This window comes from Bosea vaviloviae (genome assembly GCF_001741865.1).
Lineage (GTDB): Bacteria > Pseudomonadota > Alphaproteobacteria > Rhizobiales > Beijerinckiaceae > Allobosea > Allobosea vaviloviae.
In genome coordinates, this window is record NZ_CP017147.1 from 3,539,138 (window position 1) to 3,553,936 (window position 14,799).

The following is a 14,799-nucleotide window of genomic DNA, read 5'->3' on the forward strand; positions in this document are numbered from 1 at the left end:
CGTTCAGCTTTTGTCGTTGATCACGGCGTCAGCCCGCAGCGCGAAACTCTCCGCCATCGCGCCGACCGCGACCGCATTCTCCGCCGCCGCATTGCCCGATTTCGCGCGGGCCGCGATACCGTCGAGAATGACGGCGAAACGAAACAGCGAGAAGGCGAGGTGGAAGCGCCCGGGCCCACTAGTGCGCCCGGCGGCGGCGCAATAGCGCTCAAGATATTCTGCCTGCGTCGGGATGCCGAGCGCCGCGCGGTCGAGCCCGACAATGCCGGCATACATCGTCGGCGTCGAATGCCAGGGCAGGCAGGAGAAGGCGACATCCGAGAGCGGGTGCCCGAGCGTCGCGAGCTCCCAGTCCAGCACGGCGACGATCTGCGGCCGGTCGGGTGCGAACATCAGATTGCCGAGCCGGAAATCGCCATGGACGATCGTCGTGTCCGCACTCTCGTCGAGATTCTCGCTCAGCCAGTCGATGGCGCGCTCGATCGCCGGGATGGGCCGAGTCTTGGTCTCGCGCCATTGTCCGCCCCAGCGCCTGAGCTGGCGGGCATAATAGTTCCCGGGCTTGCCGAAATCGGCGAGGCCAGCCGCCTGCCAGTCGAAGCGATGCAGCGCGGCCAGCGTATCGGCCATGGCGAAATACAGGGCGCGGCGATCATCGCTGGAAACGCCGGGCAAGGCGGTGTCGTGGAAGACGCGGCCCTCCAGCCGCTCCATCAGATAGAAGGGCGTGCCGACGACATCATCCTGCTCGTGCAGCAGCAGCACCGGCGGCACGGGGACATGCGAGCCTGCCAGCGCCGTGAGGATGCGGTACTCGCGCTCGACCGCATGCGCCGAGGGCAGCAATGGCCCCGGCGGCTTCTTTCGCAGCACCAGCCGCGTGCCGGCATCCGGATAGGACAGGAAGAAGGTCGGGTTCGACTGGCCGCCGCTGATCCGCTCCAGCGCCATCGCGCCGCCGGTCCGGCCGGGCAGGGCGGAGCGCAGGAAGGCGTCGAGCCGCGCGGGGTCGAATTCCAGGGCTGCCGAGGTTGGGCCGGTCGTCATGCCCGGCATCATCGTGAGGCCGGAGGGGGAGGTCAACGCGACGATCGGCGCAGGCCGGGTTTCAAATTCTGGCGCCGCCGATCTCTGCCGCCATCTTCTCGGCGATCATCACCGTGCTGAGATGCGTGTTGGCGCGCACCACCTCCGGCATGATCGAGGCGTCGATCACCCTCAGGCCCGTGCAGCCGATCACGCGGCAATGCGGATCGACGACGCTGCGGGAATCATCCGCTGCGCCCATCCGGCAGGTGCCGCTGGCGTGCTGCGCGTCCGAGCATTCCTCGAACAGCCAGGCGTCGAGCTCTGCCGCATCGAATGGCTGCTCGATCGAGCGTCCAGACAGCCCGTATTCGACGCGCGAGGCGATCGCCTTCACCGCCTCCGTCGCGGCCAGCGCCTCGGCCCGGCGCACGCCGTCGCGCATGCGGATGAGGTCGCGCTCGTCGGACAGCATGCGCTCATCCACTTGCGGGTCGATGCCCGGATCCGTCGTGGTGATGCGGACGCGGCCCTGGCTGAAGGCCTGGTAGACGGAGACGGCGAGCCGCCCGAGCGTGAGGTCGCCGCCGCCGAAGGAGGCGAGGTTGCCGGCGATCACGATCATGTCGTTCTCGCCCGCGCCGCCGAGGCCCGAGCCGTAGCGCAGGCAGCAATTGGTGTGGCGGTGCATCGGCGTGTCGACCATCGCGGTCTCCCTGAGGCGCAGGAACAGCGGTAGGATCGGGTGGTCGAGCAGGTTCTCGCCGACCGGCAGATCGGCGATGACGGGGATGCCGAGCGAAGCCGAGAGTGCGGCCGGCCCGATGCCGGAGCGCTGCAGGATGGCGGGCGAATGGATCGCCCCCGCACAGAGAATGACCTCGCGGGTGGCGCGCGGCGAGAAGCTCTCGCCGTTGAGGCGGACCTCGACGCCGCTGACATGCGGGCGATTGCCCTCGACCTTGAGCCGGGAGACCAGGGCGTTGCCGATGATGGTCAGGTTGGCGCGCCCGCGCGCCGGCTCCAGATAGCCGTCATTGGTCGAGACGCGGATGCCGTTGCTGCTGTTGATCGCATAGGGAGAGGCGCCCGTGCCTTCCGGCGCGTTGTGGTCCTCGCACCAGCCATAGCCGAGAGCCAGCGAAGCCTCCTTCAGCGCGCGGTCGACCCGCCCCCATTGCGCCTCGGGCGCGCGATAGACCGGGATCGGCCCGCTATCGCCATGCCAGGGCGCATCGCCGAAATTCACATCGGTTTCGAGCCGGTTGAAGGAGGGCAGGACATCGGCCCAGCCCCAACTGGTGCAGCCTTGCGCCGCCCAGCGCTCGAAATCATCCGGCACGCCGCGAATCGCGATCTGCCCATTGATGGTCGATGAGCCGCCGACAGCCCGCCCGCGCCAGAGCAGCTTGGGTTCCTGCCGCTCCGTCCGGCGCGCCATCAGTTGCGGCCAGCGATAATCGTCGTCGGCGATCGCCCGCATCGGATTGGGGATGCGGATATGCTCCGGCGTCTCCGCCGTGCGGAAATCGCGCCCCGCTTCGAGCAGCAGCACGCGGACCGCCGGATTCTCGCTCAACCGCGCGGCCATGACCGCGCCGGCCGAGCCCGCACCGATGATGATGTAGTCGTAGTCGCTCTCGATCATGGAGACTCCGCGAAGGACGCGTCGCGGAGGATAGAGCATTGTCGAGCGAAGTGGACACCGGTTCTCCCGCGCAAACGCGAAGCGTTTGCGCGGGGAAAATGCGATAAAACAAAGAGCTAGAGAATTTCCGCGATTCGGAGGAACGCGGACATTGTCTAGCCTCAGGCCGCACGCAGGTTCGACAGGAAATGCGTGACGAGGTCGCTGATCATCCCGGCCGAGGCCTCGACCTGGACGGCGGCGCTGTCGAGCTCGATCGACATCTTGGTGACGTCGCCGATCGACATCCGCGCGGCCTGGGCCGAGAGCAGGCCTTCCTCCGTCCTGGTGGCGGCTTCCTGCGTGTTGACGGCCATCTCGTTCGTGGCGGCCGATTGCTGCTGGACCGTCTGGGCGATCGAGGCAGACGATTCCTCCAGCCGGGCGATGGTCAGGCTGATCGAGTTCACATGGCTGACGCAGGATTCGGTCGCTGACTGCACTTGCGCGATCTGCGTCGAGATCTCGGCGGTGGCGCTGGCGGTCTGGTGCGCCAGCGATTTGACCTCGCCGGCGACGACCGCGAAGCCCTTGCCGGCCTCGCCGGCGCGCGCCGCCTCGATGGTGGCGTTCAAGGCGAGCAGGTTGGTCTTGGTCGCGATCTGCTGGATCAGGGTCACGATCGAGCCGATGCGACCGGCAGCCTCCGCCAGCACGGCGATCGACGCGGTAACCTCGCGCGTATCGGCGACGGCCTGGCCGGTGATCGAGAAGCTCTGCTGCGCCTCGCTGCTGACATGGTCGAGCGCCTGCACCAGATCATTCGTCGCCGTGACCGTGCTGGTGATGCGCTGGGTGCAGTCGCGCGCCGCATCCTCCGCAAGCGTGGCTTCCCGGTCCGCCTGGCCGCTGCGGTAATGGCTGGTCGCGGCGTAGTTCCTCAAGGTGGTGGCGGCCGTCTTCAGGCTCTCCGACAGCTGGACGATGTTGTTCTGGAAGGACGAGGCGGCCAGATGGAGCTGGTTCTCGCGCTGCGTCAGGTTGATGCGGCTCGCCCGTTGATGACAGGAGGTCGCGGCGATGGCGTCGCAGAGGATCAGCCGGGTCAGGGCAGCGCATTCCTCGATCGCCTTGCGGCTGCTGAAGCGCCGGCGGCGACCGATTTCCTTGAAGAGCGGATCGATCAATCGCAGCGTCGTACCCAGCCGCGTGCGGATGCCCAGGGCGTCGCCGAACTCGGTCAGGGCCGCCTTGTTCAGGGAGGCGACGTAATCCTCGCCGAATTCGCCGCCGAACAAGGTCTTGAGATGCTGTTCCTCGGCCTGGACGACCGCCTGGCGGTGCTCGGCGACATGGGGCTTCATATCGGCGACCGAGCGCTCGAGATGGTCGCAATAGGCGTGGCAGGCATCGCCGGCCTTGGCAGAGAGTGTCGGCAGCAGGGAGCGGGCGATCACACGGGCCTGGTCGTCGACGCCGGATGCAAGCAGGAGACGCTCGACGGCTGTGCCGGTGATGGCGACAGGCTTCACTCCCGATGAATCGGTTTTCGGATTACGGTCCAAGGAATGCTGCAGCCTGAAAGTTTGACCCCGCTCAGACAATCCCATCAAAGTCTTAATGAATCCCGGAACTTGCCTGCACGTATTTTAAGCTGCGTCGTGCCTATGAATGAACCTGTGGCCCTGGGCGGGAACTCCATCTGACGCAAGAGCAGGATGCGAAAAGTGGGTGCCGGTTTTTCGCATTGATCCGGCTCTAGGACCGCGGCGTCTCGATCCCCGGAATGCCGCCGATCTCGTGGGCGAGGAAGTCGACCAGCAGCCGGACCCGGGCGATGCCGGCGCGCTCGGGAACGATCAGCAGGCTCAGCGGCACGAAAGGCAGCGTATAGTCGGGCAGGATCGCCTCGAGCCGGCCGGCCGCCAGGAGATCGCCGACCAGCCATTGATGGGTCGGGCCGATGCCGCGCCCGGCGGCCAGGGCCTCGCGCGCGGCAAGCCCGTGGTCGACCCGGAAACGCCCACTGAGGGGCACGACATGGCGCGCGCCGTCCGGCCCTTGCAGGGTCAGCGTGTCGCTGCCCGCCACATTCGACATCCGGATGCCTTCATGGCCGGAGAGATCCCGCGGGGTCGTCGGCCGCCCGCGCGCCGCCAGGTAATCCGGCGCCGCCACCAGCAGGCGCCGGCATTGGCCGAGAACCCTGAGCTTCATCGAGCTGTCGCTGAGCGGGCCCAGGCGCAGCGCGATATCGACGCCTTCCCGGACAAGGTCGACGCGTTCGTCGGTGAGGCTGAGATCGACCCCGATCTCGGGATAACGATCCTGGAACGCGAAGATCAGTCGGCTGGCGTGCAGGACCCCGAACGCCGCGGTGCAGGAGATCCGGATCGTGCCGACCGGTGCGCCGCGCGTGCCCCGCGCCTCGTCGCCGGCCTGCTCGACCAGGCGCAGGATCTGGATGCAGTCGGCATAGTAGCGGCCGCCTTCATCGGTCATCGTAACGCGCCGGGTGGTCCGGCTGAGCAGCGGCACGCCGACGGCCTCTTCGAGCTCGCGCAGATGCCGGGTGATCGTCGACTGCCCGACCCCGAGCTCGCGCGCGACCGCCGACAGGCTGCCGCGCTCGGCGACGCGGACGAAGCTGCGCATGCGTTCGAGCGTGACGTCAGATCTATCCATAATCCGGCATAATCTTATGCATTGCCAACATCTAACGGAACGCATGGGCTCTGGCTACTTGAATGCCAATCAACCCACCGGGATCGCTGAACCATGAAAATCCTGTTTGTCTTCGCCCATCCAGAGCCGCGTTCGCTCAACGGCGCGTTGCGCGACGTCGCCATCGAGGAGCTTAAGGCCCAGGGCCATGAGGTGCGGATTTCAGACCTTTACGCCGACGGCTGGAAATCCGAGGTAGACCGTGCCGACTTCCCCTCGCTGGCGCCGGACGGACGGTTCATACCGGTCGCGGCGTCCAAAAAGGCCTTCGACACCAACACGTTGACTGACGATGTCAAAGCCGAAATCGAGAAGCTCCTGTGGGCCGATACCTTGATCCTCCAATTTCCCCTTTGGTGGTTCGCCATGCCGGCGATCCTCAAGGGCTGGGTCGACCGGGTGTTCGCCTACGGCTTTGCCTATGGCGTCGGCGAGCACAGCGATCAGCGATGGGGTGACCGCTACGGCGAGGGAACCCTCGCGGGGAAACGCGCAATGTTGGTCGTGACCGCCGGCGGTTGGGAGGAGCATTACGCCCCCCGCGGGATCAACGGGCCGATCGACGATCTGCTGTTCCCGATCAATCACGGGATCCTCTATTATCCGGGGTACGACGTGCTCCCGCCGTTCGTGGCCTACAGAGTCGATCGTTTCGATGAGGCCGGCTTCGAGCCCGTTGCCGAGCGCCTGCGCGAGAGGATGCGGACACTCGCGACCACCCCAACCATCCGCTATCGGCCGCAGAATGGCGGCGACTATCTGGTCCCGAGCATGCAGCTGCGCCCCGAGCTGAGCGAGCCGGATGCGACGGGCTTCGCGCTGCATCTGAATGGCGCGGGCGCAGCTGGCTAAAGCATCGGCCCGAAAAGTGTGAACCGGTTTTCGGGACAAGCCGATGCAAAATCAAAACCCTCCAGCATCAGACCGAACGCGATATTCGGTCTGATGCTGGAGGGTTGCTTGTACCGGCGCCGTGAAGGCCCGCAGGCCTACGCGGCATCGAGCCCGTAGAGTGAGTGCAGCGTGCGCACCGCAAGCTCGGTATAGGCGGCGTCGATCAGCACCGAGAACTTGATCTCGGAGGTCGTGATCGCGCGGATGTTGATGCCCTTCTCGGCCAGGGCCCGGAAGGCGCGCGCGGCGACGCCGGCATGGCTGCGCATGCCGACGCCGATCGCCGAGATCTTGACCACATCGGTCGCGCCTTGCAGCGACTGATAGGCGATGTCGGCGTGCCGGCTTTCCAGCAGCGTCTTCGCCCGCTCGTAATCGGCGGTCGGCACGGTGAAGGTGATGTCGGTCGTCGCCTGATCGTCGGAGACGACCTGGATGATCATGTCGACATTGATGTTGGCATCGGCGAGCGGGCCGAAGATCGCCGCCGCCACGCCGGGCTTGTCGGCGACGCGCCGGAGCGTGAGCTGGGCTTCGTCGCGCGAAAACGCGATGCCGGTGACGATCTGCTGTTCCACGATGTCGTCCTCGTCGCAGATAAGAGTACCAGATTTCGGATTGTCGGGGTCGTCAAATGAGGAGCGCACATAGGTCGGCACGCGCTGGACCATGGCGATCTCGACCGAGCGCACCTGCAGCACTTTGGAGCCGAGCGAGGCCATCTCCAGCATCTCCTCGAAGGAGACCTTGTCCATGCGCCGGGCCTTGGGCACGACGCGCGGATCGGTGGTGTAGACGCCGTCGACATCGGTGTAGATGTCGCAGCGATCGGCCTTCAGCCCGGCCGCGAGCGCAACCGCGCTGGTGTCGGAGCCGCCGCGTCCCAGCGTGACGATACGGTTGCTCAAGGCGTGCACGCCCTGGAAGCCGGAGCAGACCGCGATCTCGCGATTGCGGTCGAAGCCGGCGAGGATGCCGGCGGGCTCGACCGCCTCGATCCGCGAGGAGCCATGCGCGTCCGAGCCGTAGATCGGAATCTGCCAGCCCTGCCAGGAGCGGGCGGGCAGGCCGAGCTCCTGCAGCACCATCGCCATCAGGCCCGAGGTCACCTGCTCGCCCGAGGCGACGACGACATCGTACTCAGCCTGATCGTAGAGCGCCGAGGCTTCCTTGCTCCAGCCGACCAATTCGTTGGTCTTGCCGGACATCGCCGAGACCACGACCGCGACCTGATGGCCGGCGTCGAACTCGCGTTTCACATGGCGGGCGGCGTTCTTGATGCGCTCGACAGTGGCGACGGAGGTTCCGCCGAATTTCATCACCAGACGGGCCATGGCGGTCCAGAGGCTCTCAAATCAACAGTCCCGGACGAGCCGGGACGAAAGGTCACCCTCGCGCCCTACGCGAGGCCGGTGTAGATGACGGGCGGCGGCCGGACTGTCAATGCGATGCGGGTCAGCTTCTGATTAGAGGAAGGAACAAGGCCATGGCGGCGACGGCTCAGCGCGACGGCTCGACGATCGACCCTGCCGAGGTCGCGCGTTTCGAGGCCATCGCCAAGACCTGGTGGGATCCGAAAGGCCCCATGGCGGTGCTGCACAAGTTCAATCCGGTGCGATTGGGCTTCGTTCGCGACCTGGCCTGTGCGCAGTTCTCGCGTGATCCCAAGACGCTGACGGCGCTGGACGGCCTGACCCTGGTCGATATCGGCTGCGGCGGCGGCGTGCTCTCCGAGCCCCTGGCGCGGCTGGGCGCACAAGTGACCGGGCTCGATCCGGCGCCGACCAACATCACCGTGGCGCGCGCCCATGCCGGGAAGAGCGGGCTGGCGATCGACTATCGCCAGGAGACGATTGAGGCGCTGGTTGCGCAGGGCCGAACCTTCGACATCGTGCTGGCGATGGAGGTCGTCGAGCATGTCGCCGATGTCGATGCTTTTGTGGCGGCCTGCTGCCAGGCGGTGAAACCCGGCGGCCTCCTGGTGATGGCGACGCTGAACCGCACGCTCAAATCCTACGCGCTCGCCATCGTCGGTGCGGAATATGTGCTGCGCTGGCTGCCGCGCGGCACGCATGACTGGAACAAGTTCGTGACGCCCGACGAGCTTGGCGCGGCGATCGAGGCCGGTGGGCTCGATCTCGGCGAGAGCACTGGCGTGGTCTACAACCCGCTCGCCGACCGCTGGTCGGCCGCGCGCGACACCGACGTCAACTACATGCTGGCGGCCTACAAACCGGCCTGACGGGTTTCCCGGGACCTACTGCCTGTCCTCGGAACCACTGCGTCGTCCCGGGGGCGGCTTGTCCGGAATGACGGTCTGGTTCCGAGGCAAGGTAGAAAACATTACATCCAGCGGCGTAGCACGCCGCCGATCAGCAGCAGCGCCATGCCCGCGCAGGTGGAGACGATGGCGGCCGTGGCCTGCGGGCTGGTGCCGATCGCATAGCCCAGGCGCTTCCAGACCAGCGCGCCGATGAAGGCGCCGATGAGCAGGATCACCGCGTTGAAGAAAACGCCGAAGCCGCCATCGCCGAGAATGGCGTCGGCGATCCAGGCCAGCGCGAAGGCCGCAGTGACGATGATGGCGATCAGGACGAGCATTTGCGGCATCGCCATATCGGGCAGGCCGAGCATCAGAGAATAAGCGCGCATCGCGGGGGGAATCCTGTCGGCAGGCGGCAGATGCTAGAGCATCGGCCCGAAAAGTGGGAACCGGTTTTCGGACCAAGCCGATGCAAGATCAAAGCGAGCATCGGCCCGAAAAGTGGGAACCGGTTTTCGGAACAAGCCGATGCAAGATCAAAACAAGCATCGGCCCGAAAAGTGGGAACCGGTTTTCGGAACAAGCCGATGCCAAATCAAAGCGCTACCGCATCAGACCGCATATCGTATTTGGTCTGATGCGGTAGCATGCGGCAAGCGGAGGGCGCCGGTGAAAATGCGGTTCGTTTTTGCGCTGCAGTATAATTCCTTAGGGGGATGGCGCAGCGCAGCATGACGCGGCATCATCACCTGCCTAGCCATAGGGAGCAGTCGAGCGCGCGCGATAAGCCGCCGGCGAACAAGAACAGGGAGACGACGATGTCCAAGCCGCAGGCCGCGCTCAAGGATCTCTACGAACTGAACGAACTGCCGCCGCTCGGCCATGTACCGGCCAACATGTACGCCTGGACGATCCGGCGCGAGCGCCACGGCCCGCCGATCGAGAGCTTCCAGATCGAGGTGATCCCGACCTGGGCGATCGGCGAGGAGGAGGTGCTGCTGCTCGTGATGGCCGGCGGCGTCAACTATAACGGCATCTGGGCGGGGCTGGGCCAGCCGATCTCGCCCTTCGACGTCCACAAGGGCTCGCTGCATGTCGCGGGTTCGGATTGCTCCGGCATCGTCTGGGCTGTCGGCACCAAGGTGAAGCGCTGGAAGGTCGGCGACGAGGTCATTGTCCATTGCAACCAGGATGATGGCGACGACGAGGAGTGCAATGGCGGCGACCCGATGTTCTCCTCATCCCAGCGCATCTGGGGTTATGAGACGCCGGATGGCTCCTTCGCCCAGTTCTGCCGGGTGCAGTCGCGCCAGCTGATGCAGAAGCCGAAGCATTTGGCCTGGGAGGAGGCCGCCTGCTACACGCTGACGCTGGCGACCGCTTATCGCATGCTCTTCGGCCACGCTCCCCACACCATCAAGCCCGGCGACAATGTGCTGATCTGGGGTGCGTCGGGTGGTCTCGGCGTCTTCGGCGTGCAGCTTTGTGCGGCGTCCGGCGCCAACCCGATCGGCGTGATCTCCGACGAGAGCAAGCGCGACTACGTGCTCGGCCTCGGCGCCAAGGGCGTGATCAACCGCAAGGATTTCAACTGCTGGGGCCAGATGCCCACGGTCAACAGCCCCGAATACAACGACTGGACCAAGGAGGCCCGCAAGTTCGGCAAGGCGATCTGGGACATCACGGGCAAGAAGGATGTCGATATCGTCTTCGAGCATCCCGGCGAGGCGACTTTCCCGGTCTCATGTCTCGTCGCCAAGCGCGGCGGCATGATCGTGTTCTGTGCCGGTACCTCGGGCTTCAACATAACCTTCGATGCCCGCTATGTCTGGATGCGGCAGAAGCGCGTGCAGGGCTCGCATTTCGCCCATCTCAAACAGGCGAGTGCGGCGAACCAGTTTGTGCTCGACCGCCGCGTCGACCCTTGCATGTCCGAGGTCTTCCCCTGGGACAAGATCCCGCTCGCCCATCAGAAGATGTGGAAGAACGAGCATGCGCCGGGCAATATGGCGGTGCTGGTGACAGCGCCGCGCACGGGCCTGCGGACCTATGAGGATGTGGCGGAGGCGCTGGCGGGGTGAGCTTGACGGCGCGGGCAGAGGGCGGCCAGAGCGTCAGGCGCGCTTCCTGCTCCCGGTCTCACCGCACTCCCAATCCTAGCGCACGACCAATTCTAGCGCACACCCAATTCTACCGCACGCCCAAGCGTCGGCAGCCCCAGAGGCTGACCAGGCTGATGAAGATGATCGCGGTCAGGTAGAGCCCGGCATTGGTCGGGTTGCCGGAGCGGCCGAGACGGCGCTGGGCTTTTTTGCAGGAGGCGAATAGCGCGGCGCATCAGTCCGCACATGGCTTATGCGCGTCCACATGGGGCGACAGGCCGGGCCGTCCGCTTTACAGGCTGGCATCCGAAAGCCGGTTCCCATGCTCGATTCCGCCCTGTTCCTGCGGTTCACGCCCGTCATCTTCACCTTCCTCTGGTCGTCAGGCTGGGTCGTCGCCGGCTATTCGGCGCTCTATGCGGATGCGCTGACCTTCCTGGCCATTCGCTTCGCCTGCGCCGGCGTGCTGCTTGCGGGGCTCGCCTTCGCGCTGCGCGCGCCCTGGCCCAAGGGCCGGCGCGCCATCATCGACTGCATCGTCACCGGTGTCCTGCTGCACGCAGCCTATCTCGGTGGCCTGTGGTGGGCGATCCGCAACGGTCTGCCGACCGGCATTTCCGGCCTGATCGCGGGCCTCCAGCCGATTTTGACCGCGCTGTTCGCGCCGGCGCTCGTAGGCGAGCGGATATCGCCGATCCGCTGGGTCGGCATCCTCTGCGGCTTCCTCGGTATCGCGCTGGTGCTCGAGCCCAAGCTTGTCGGTGTCGAACCCGCGGCACTTTTGGGCATCGTGCTGCCGGTTGCAATCAATGTCCTCGCCATGCTCGCGGTGACCTTCGGCTCCTTCTACCAGAAGGCCCGCATCGTCTCGGGCGATCTGCGCACGGTCACGGCCATGCAATACGGCACCGCCTTCATCGTGACGCTGCCCTTCGCCTGGGCGCTGGAGCCGATGCGCATCGAGTGGAACCTCACCATGATCCTGGTGCTGGCCTGGTCGGTGCTGGCGCTCTCGCTCGGCGGCGTCGGGCTCTATCTGATGATGATCCGGCGCGGCGCGATCTCGCGCGTCTCGACCTTCCTCTATCTCGTGCCGGTTCTGGTCGCGGGCGAAGCCTGGATTCTTTTCGGCGAGGCGCTGTCGCCGGTTCAGATCGCCGGCGTGGTGGTGACGGTTGTGGGCGTCGTGCTGGCGAGCCGAAAGTAATCCACCGTCATTGCGAGCGCAGCGAAGCAATCCAGGGGGACAGGGTTCAGTCCCCCTGGATTGCTTCGTCGCTGTCGCTCCTCGCAATGACGTTTTGCGCCCAAAGAGGCATTTCTGATTTTGGAAAACTCGCCCTATGCTGCGTCGCAACAAAGGGAGAGAAATCATGAGCGCGAACGCTGCCGCCGCATCCGGAATGCCTGACAGCGCGATCAACCTGATCGCCGCGGCCTTGCCCGGCTTCGAGACGCTGTTGGAGCAGGCGATCGCAGCGGTGCGCCAGAAGGTCACGATCGACGGCAAGATTTCCGCGGCGAAGCTCGAAGCCGAACAGCACGCCGCTCACGGTCTCTCCTGGCTTGCGACCTATGTCATGGCGCTGCGCGAGATGAAGGCCTATGGCGAGCGCCTCCAGGCCGAGGGCCGCTACGGTGCGACCGAGGACTACGCCATCCGCATCGGCGCCGGCGAATATGCCGCGCAGATCTTCGGCGGCATCCCGATGAGCCAAGGCGAGATTGTGCGGCTTGGCGCGCTCGGGCTCCCGGCCAAGGCGATCACTGCTGCCCGTTCGGACGCGGCCGAGACGCTGATCGCGGAAGGCAATACGCCTGAGAACCGCGCCCGCCTCGTGTCGCTCTTCAGCCAGGACCATGGCTTGATCAGCGTCGGCGATCCCGGCCTCGACGAGACGCTTGAGGCGATCCGCAGCGAGATGCGCCGCTTCTGCGCCGCCGAAGTGACGCCCCACGCCCATGAATGGCACCTCGAGAACGACTACATCCCGATGCCGGTGGTCGAGAAGATGGCCGAGCTCGGTGTCTTCGGCCTGACCATCCCCGAGGAATTCGGCGGCATGGGCCTCTCCAAGGTCTCGATGTGCGTCGTCTCGGAGGAGTTGTCTCGCGGCTATATCGGCGTCGGTTCGCTCGGCACGCGGTCCGAGATCGCGGCCGAACTCATCCTCTGCGGCGGCACGGACGCACAGAAGCAGAAGTGGCTGCCCAAGCTCGCTGCCGGCGAGGTGCTGCCGACGGCCGTCTTCACCGAACCCAACACCGGCTCGGACCTTGCCAGCCTGCGCACCAAGGCGGTGAAGCATGGCCAGGGGGATGCGGCCGTCTGGAAGGTCTCAGGCAACAAGACCTGGATCACTCATCCCGTCCGCGCCGACATCATGACGCTGCTGGTGCGCACCGACCCGGATGCGGCCGGCTATCGCGGCCTCTCCATGCTGATCGCCGAGAAACCGCGCGGTACGGACGAAGACCCGTTCCCGGTTGCAGGCCTGACCGGCGGCGAGATCGAGGTGCTCGGCTATCGCGGCATGAAGGAGTACGAGCTCGCCTTCGACGGCTTCGAGGTCAAGGCGGAAAACCTGCTCGGCGGCGTCGAAGGACAGGGCTTCAAGCAGCTCATGCAGACTTTCGAGGCCGCTCGCATCCAGACGGCGGCGCGGGCCGTCGGCGTCGCCCAATCGGCCTTCGATCTCGGCCTGAAATACGCCCAGGACCGCATCCAGTTCGGCAAGCCGTTGATCGCCTTCCCGCGCGTCGCCGACAAGCTCGCCATGATGGCGGTCGAGATCCTGATCGCCCGCCAGCTCACCTATTTCGCTGCGCGCGAGAAGGACGCCGAGCGCCGCTGCGATCTCGAGGCCGGCATGGCCAAGCTGCTGGGCGCTCGCGTCGCCTGGGCCGCAGCCGACAACGCGCTGCAGATCCATGGCGGCAACGGTTTCGCGCTGGAATATCCGATCAGCCGCGTGCTCTGCGACGCGCGCATCCTCAACATCTTCGAGGGCGCGGCGGAGATCCAGGCGCAGGTGATCGCGCGCAGGCTGGTGGAGGGGTGAGGGGGCTGGAACCGGTTTCTTTTCCGGCGCAGCCTCTGAAAGAAGCTCCTTGACGCGTCAGCTTCGCGCCACCGCCTCGCTGCCTGCCAACACAGGCGCCGGCGCGTTCGCTGCGGCATAGCGCTTCGCCAGCACGGCGCAAGCAATGAGCTGGATCTGGTGGAACAGCATCAGCGGCAGCACGATCAGGCCCACCGACTGGCCGGCGAAGAGGATGCTCGCCATCGGCAGGCCGCTCGCGAGGCTCTTCTTCGAGCCGCAGAAGACGATGGTGATCTCGTCGGGCCGGGAGAAGCCGAGCGCGCGCGACAGCAGGCGGGTGCCGGCGAGCACGGTCGCGAGCAGAAGCACATTGACCAGGACGAGCGCGCCGAGCTGCTCCAGATCGAGCTGGTGCCAGATGCCCTGGGTCACGCCCTCGCTGAAGGCGGTGTAGACGACGAGCAGGATCGAGCCGCGATCGACGAAGCCGAGCATGCGCTTGTGGCTGGCGATCCAGCCGCCGATCCAGGGCCGCAGCAGCTGGCCGGCGGCGAAGGGCAGCAGCAATTGCACCAGGATGTCGCCGACAGCGCCGGCCTGGTAGCCGTGCCCCTGCGTGGTCAGGAGCAGCGCCGCCAGCAGCGGCGTGATCACGATGCCGATGAGGTTGGAGGCCGAGGCCGCGCAGAGCGCGGCTGGAACATTGCCGCCGGCGATCGAGGTGAAGGCGATCGAGGACTGCACGGTGGAGGGCAGCACCGAGAGGAAGATCAGTCCCGCCCACAGCCCGGGCGTCAGCAGGGACGGCATCAGCAGGCGCAGGAGCAGGGCGATCGCCGGGAAAGCGAGGAAGGTCGCCGCCAGCACGAGGCTGTGCAGCCGCCAGTGGCGCAAGCCCTCCAGCGCCGCGCTGGGCGCAAGCCGCGTGCCATAGAGGAAGAACAGCAGGCCGATGGCGAGGTTGGTGACGAGGCCGATGACATGGGCACCCTCGCCATGGGCCGGCAGGACGGAGGCGAAGGCGACCGTGCCGAGCAGCGCCATGATGTAGGGATCTGGCGCGAAGCGGGCGAGCAGGGATCGCATCGGGAGCACTCCTTGATTGAGGGCCGCTATATC

12 protein-coding genes are annotated in these 14,799 nt (G+C 66.1%); 5 read left to right on the forward strand and 7 right to left on the reverse strand.

Features of this window, described 5'->3' with window-relative positions:
- Nucleotides 1–3: 3 nt before the first annotated feature.
- The 4 genes from BHK69_RS16310 to BHK69_RS16325 form a co-directional block, all read right to left on the reverse strand.
- A complete protein-coding gene (locus tag BHK69_RS16310; RefSeq protein ID WP_069693715.1) occupies nucleotides 4–1,047 on the reverse strand; it encodes a phosphotransferase family protein in 1,044 nt (347 codons plus the stop codon).
- Between the two features lie 61 nt (nucleotides 1,048–1,108).
- A complete protein-coding gene (locus BHK69_RS16315) occupies nucleotides 1,109–2,674 on the reverse strand; it encodes a GMC family oxidoreductase (RefSeq protein WP_069691015.1) in 1,566 nt (521 codons plus the stop codon).
- Nucleotides 2,675–2,835: 161 nt separating this feature from the next.
- Nucleotides 2,836–4,185: a methyl-accepting chemotaxis protein gene (locus BHK69_RS16320; protein WP_069691016.1), complete on the reverse strand. Its 1,350-nt coding sequence runs from the start codon at nucleotides 4,183–4,185 to the stop codon at nucleotides 2,836–2,838.
- Between the two features lie 226 nt (nucleotides 4,186–4,411).
- Entirely contained in the window at nucleotides 4,412–5,338 is a 927-nt protein-coding gene (locus BHK69_RS16325) for a LysR family transcriptional regulator (protein WP_069691017.1), read from the reverse strand.
- 93 nt (nucleotides 5,339–5,431) lie between these two features.
- On the opposite strand from BHK69_RS16325, the gene BHK69_RS16330 reads away from it, so the two are divergent.
- On the forward strand, nucleotides 5,432–6,229 hold the full coding sequence (locus BHK69_RS16330) for an NAD(P)H-dependent oxidoreductase (protein WP_069691018.1): 798 nt from the start codon (nucleotides 5,432–5,434) through the stop codon (nucleotides 6,227–6,229).
- Between the two features lie 137 nt (nucleotides 6,230–6,366).
- On the opposite strand, the gene BHK69_RS16335 is transcribed toward BHK69_RS16330, so the two are convergent.
- Complete coding sequence (locus BHK69_RS16335) at nucleotides 6,367–7,605, reverse strand: aspartate kinase (RefSeq protein WP_069691019.1); 1,239 nt, start codon at nucleotides 7,603–7,605, stop codon at nucleotides 6,367–6,369.
- Nucleotides 7,606–7,757: 152 nt separating this feature from the next.
- On the opposite strand from BHK69_RS16335, the gene ubiG reads away from it, so the two are divergent.
- On the forward strand, nucleotides 7,758–8,513 hold the full coding sequence (gene ubiG, locus BHK69_RS16340; protein WP_069691020.1) for a bifunctional 2-polyprenyl-6-hydroxyphenol methylase/3-demethylubiquinol 3-O-methyltransferase UbiG: 756 nt from the start codon (nucleotides 7,758–7,760) through the stop codon (nucleotides 8,511–8,513).
- A gap of 101 nt (nucleotides 8,514–8,614) precedes the next feature.
- On the opposite strand, the gene BHK69_RS16345 is transcribed toward ubiG, so the two are convergent.
- Complete coding sequence (locus BHK69_RS16345) at nucleotides 8,615–8,923, reverse strand: hypothetical protein (protein ID WP_069691021.1); 309 nt, start codon at nucleotides 8,921–8,923, stop codon at nucleotides 8,615–8,617.
- 429 nt (nucleotides 8,924–9,352) lie between these two features.
- Between BHK69_RS16345 and ccrA the strand changes: the two genes are divergently transcribed.
- The 3 genes from ccrA to BHK69_RS16360 all read left to right on the forward strand — a co-directional run bounded on the left by ccrA (nucleotide 9,353) and on the right by BHK69_RS16360 (nucleotide 13,698).
- Nucleotides 9,353–10,615: a crotonyl-CoA carboxylase/reductase gene (gene ccrA, locus BHK69_RS16350; RefSeq protein WP_069693716.1), complete on the forward strand. Its 1,263-nt coding sequence runs from the start codon at nucleotides 9,353–9,355 to the stop codon at nucleotides 10,613–10,615.
- A gap of 343 nt (nucleotides 10,616–10,958) precedes the next feature.
- Nucleotides 10,959–11,843, forward strand: a complete 885-nt coding sequence (locus BHK69_RS16355; protein WP_069691022.1) for a DMT family transporter — start codon at nucleotides 10,959–10,961, stop codon at nucleotides 11,841–11,843.
- A gap of 166 nt (nucleotides 11,844–12,009) precedes the next feature.
- Complete coding sequence (locus BHK69_RS16360) at nucleotides 12,010–13,698, forward strand: acyl-CoA dehydrogenase family protein (RefSeq protein WP_069693717.1); 1,689 nt, start codon at nucleotides 12,010–12,012, stop codon at nucleotides 13,696–13,698.
- A gap of 57 nt (nucleotides 13,699–13,755) precedes the next feature.
- On the opposite strand, the gene BHK69_RS16365 is transcribed toward BHK69_RS16360, so the two are convergent.
- The gene (locus BHK69_RS16365) at nucleotides 13,756–14,766 is read right to left on the reverse strand and encodes a bile acid:sodium symporter family protein (RefSeq protein ID WP_069691023.1); all 1,011 of its coding nucleotides are present in this window, start codon (nucleotides 14,764–14,766) and stop codon (nucleotides 13,756–13,758) included.
- Nucleotides 14,767–14,799: the final 33 nt, after the last annotated feature.